Raw genomic sequence first — 1,697 nt, forward strand, 5'->3', positions numbered from 1 at the left:
CGGATGGATGGGAGGTTATGGGCGAACGGTCGTAATTGATCATGGGAGAGGCTACAAGACCCTTTATGGCCATTGCAGCAGCATATCGGTCAAGAGGGGTCAGAGAGTTAGCGCTGGTCAGGTCATTGCAAGAGTAGGAAGCACAGGAAGAGCTACAGGGCCACATTTGCACTTTGAGGTTAGAAAGGGTAACGCGCCTGTTAATCCTCTGAAGTATTTGAGGTGACGTGAATGATCAAATTTGGGACGGACGGGTGGCGCGGGATAATAGCTGACGATTTCACCGTAGAAAATGTCAAGAAGGTTACTTGGGCAATAGGCAAATATGTCCTTGAAGAATCAGGAGAGGGTGCCACCCTTTTGGTGGCACGTGATGGCCGTTTCCTGGGGGAAAGGTTTGCAAAGATTTCAAGCCAGGTCTTGGCAGGCATGAAACTTCGGCCAGTTGCACTAGAAGGTCCTACAGCTACGCCCGTATGTGCATTTGCGGTAAAACATTTAAGTGCCGAGGGAGCGATAATGTTTACCGCCAGTCATAACCCCCCGGATTACCAGGGACTAAAGTTTATTCCTTCCTATGCTGGACCTGCAATTCCCAGCATAACTGATAAAATTGAGTCCTATATTGCCACAGCTCCTCCCGATGTCAAAATACTTGAAAAAGATGCAGAATGCTTCGATCCCACTGATGTTTATATATCTCATATAAAAAACTTGGCTCAAGTTGAAGGAAACGGTCAAAAAGTAGTCATCGATACTTTGCACGGTGTGGGTGGAAGGTATTTGTCGAGAATCTTAAGAGAATCAGGGTTTGAAGTGACGGCAATACACGAAGATTTGCGTCCTGATTTCGCGGGATTGAGCCCTGAGCCAAAAAAGGAAACGCTAAGGGAACTTGCATGTAAAGCCAAGGAATTAGGTGCCATTGGACTTTCAACCGATGGAGATGCTGACCGCTTTGGAATTGTCGATGTAGATGGTGAATTTTACCCTGCCAATTATATTTTGGCGATTCTTTACTCTTATCTATTGGAATTAGGTAAAAAAGGTGGAGTGGCAAGGACTGTAGCTACAACTCATATGCTGGATGAGATTGCCAAACTTGCGGGTCAACCTGTTTGGGAGACTCCTGTGGGGTTTAAATACCTGAGTCAATTGCTTTTAAAAGAAAATGTTTTGCTTGCCGGGGAAGAATCAGGCGGGGCTTCTATATCAGGGCACGTGCCCGAAAAGGATGGCATTTTGATCTGCCTTCTGGTTTTAAAAGTGGCTTGCGAAACAAAGAGTTCTATAAAAGCATTACTTGATGATTTGTATGACAAAATAGGCGCGAGATACGTATCAACCAGGATCGACTTTAATGTCACTCATAAGCAAAAAGAGAAAGTGGTGGCTTTAATCGGAGAATGGCAAGATAATACTTTTTGTGGAGAGGATGTTTTGTCAATAAAAAGGGATGATGGCCTGAAAATAATATGCGACAAAGCATGGGTTTTGCTTAGGCCTTCTGGAACTGAGGATGTCGTGCGCCTATACATCGAAGCCAAAAGCGATGATATTTTAGATAAGTTTAAAGCTGGTGCAATAAAGGTGTTTGAGCTTGACGCAAAATAAGCAATTTTAACCATGTTATTATGTTTTTTCTTTGATATCCTTGGCCGAGAGAAGAGTCTCCTCGGCCTTTTTAGATGATATGA

2 protein-coding genes are annotated in these 1,697 nt (G+C 44.0%); both read left to right on the top strand.

The features are described from left to right. Positions 1 to 226, top strand: a 226-nt coding sequence (locus Q7P41_RS10150) for a M23 family metallopeptidase (protein WP_303884004.1), incomplete at its 5' end; no start/stop codon positions are given. A gap of 5 nt (positions 227 to 231) precedes the next feature. Continuing rightward, on the top strand, positions 232 to 1,614 hold the full coding sequence (locus Q7P41_RS10155) for a phosphoglucomutase (RefSeq protein ID WP_303884005.1): 1,383 nt from the start codon (positions 232 to 234) through the stop codon (positions 1,612 to 1,614). Positions 1,615 to 1,697: the final 83 nt, after the last annotated feature.

It is taken from the genome of Acetomicrobium mobile, from assembly GCF_937920065.1.